Origin of the sequence: Streptomyces turgidiscabies Car8, assembly GCF_000331005.1 — a bacterium.
In the GTDB taxonomy this organism is placed as follows: Bacteria; Actinomycetota; Actinomycetes; order Streptomycetales; family Streptomycetaceae; genus Streptomyces; species Streptomyces turgidiscabies.
The window spans coordinates 1-1,611 of the sequence record NZ_AEJB01000448.1 but is presented as its reverse complement, the minus strand read 5'-3'; the positions used below and the strand labels follow the sequence as shown (position 1 = coordinate 1,611).

1 protein-coding gene is annotated in these 1,611 nt (G+C 70.9%); it reads right to left on the bottom strand.

Translation table 11 applies throughout. From position 1 onward, the window contains the following. Positions 1-128 precede the first annotated feature (128 nt). Positions 129-1,472, bottom strand: coding sequence for an MFS transporter (locus tag STRTUCAR8_RS32615; protein ID WP_006380472.1), 1,344 nt, complete (start codon positions 1,470-1,472; stop codon positions 129-131). Positions 1,473-1,611 lie beyond the last annotated feature (139 nt).

Sequence of the window (1,611 nt, the reverse complement as noted above, 5' to 3'; positions counted from 1 at the left end):
GCGCCCCCAGACCCCCCTGCCGGCCCTGAACGGGCCTTGTCCTCAAACGCCGGACGGGCTGGGAGAGGCCTGGGCTGGACAGACACCGTGAACGGGTGGGTGGGTGGGAATACACATGCTCGGACGCCTCAACCCGCCGCAGACAGTTCCGACGCCGGCTCCGTCGACGCCCGCGGTCGCGGCCCGCGCAGCCCCGTCAGCGCGACGAACACCGTCGCCAGTACCGCCGCGAATGCGAAAGCGGTGAACCCCCAGCCCTCCGACCCGCTCGCCACCAACTGGCCGCCCAGCCAAGGTCCGAACACCGCGCCGAAGCGGCCGATGCCGGACACCCAGCCCACCGCCGTCGCACGGTTCGCGTCGGTCGAACGGCCCGCCACCGTCGCGTAGATCATGGCCTGGGCGCTGAAGAGGAACATGCCGGTGAGGAACACCACGGTGTAGGTGAGCGGCAGCGCCATGCGGATGCCGAGCAGGTAGACGCCCACCGCGGTGCAGGCGAACCAGATCGTGGCGATCCGGGCGGCGCCGTAGCGGTCGGAGCAGCGGCCGGCGACCAGCATGCCGACGATGCCGCCGAGGTTGATGACGATGAGGAAGGACAGGGACGAGCCGAGCTCGTAGCCGGCGCCGCGCATCATGGTCGGCAGCCAGTTGCTGACGCCGTAGACGAGCAGGAGTCCGCAGAAGGAGGCCAGCCAGAACAGCACGGTGGTGCGCCACAGGTCGCCGCGGAAGAGGGCCGCGACGGCGCTCCAGCGGTCCCCGGCGGCGGGGCGCTCCGTCGCGGCGGCGGGCAGCTCGACGTCGTAGCGGTCGGCGAGCGCGCGGGCCTCTTCGACGCGGCCCTTGGCGAGCAGGAAGCGCATCGACTCGGGCAGGAACTTCGCGACCAGCGGGACGCCGACGAGCAGCGGGAGCACACAGATCCAGTAGGCGACACGCCATCCGTCGGGGCCGCTCGTCCACAGGCCCAGGAAGCCCGCCATGATGCCGCCGGCCTGGTGCGCGGTCATCAGCGTGCCGACGATCAGGGCGCCCCGGCCGCGTGGGGCGTACTCGGCGACCATGGTGATCGTGGTGGGCAGCAGGCCGCCGAGGCCGAGGCCGGCGATGAAGCGGCCGAGGCCGAACACGCCGAGGGTGGGGGCGAGCGCGCACACGGCGGAGGCCAGCGAGAACACGGCGGTCGAGGTGATGATCACCTTCTTGCGCCCGATCCAGTCGGTCACCGTACCCGCGGACAGGGCGCCGATGAGCATGCCGAAGGTGGCGTAGCTGCCGAGGTCGCCTGCCTGGTCGGGGACGAGTCCGAGGGCCTTGTGCTCCAGCATGTGGGGCAGTTCGGCGCCGTAGACGAACATGTCGAGACCGTCGAAGAAGACGACCAGCCAGCACAGGCCGACGACGAGCGCGGCCAGTCTGCCGCCGCGAGCGGGCGGAGCGGGGGACGGGGACGGGGACGGAGACATCGTTGGTTCCTATCGTCCGGCAGAGTCGGTCCCTGGGGAGGGGAGGAGTCGCTGCGCGATGGGGAGGGGGGTGCGCTCGACGGTAGGGAGCCACCAGAGGAGTGTCAACGTTTTTGTCAACAATCTCAGGAACGGTGTG

Excerpts from the sequence above, each read along its gene's own strand:
- STRTUCAR8_RS32615 (WP_006380472.1), bottom strand. The coding sequence starts at position 1,472 with ATGTCTCCGTCCCCGTCCCCGTCCCCCGCTCCGCCCGCTCGCGGCGGC.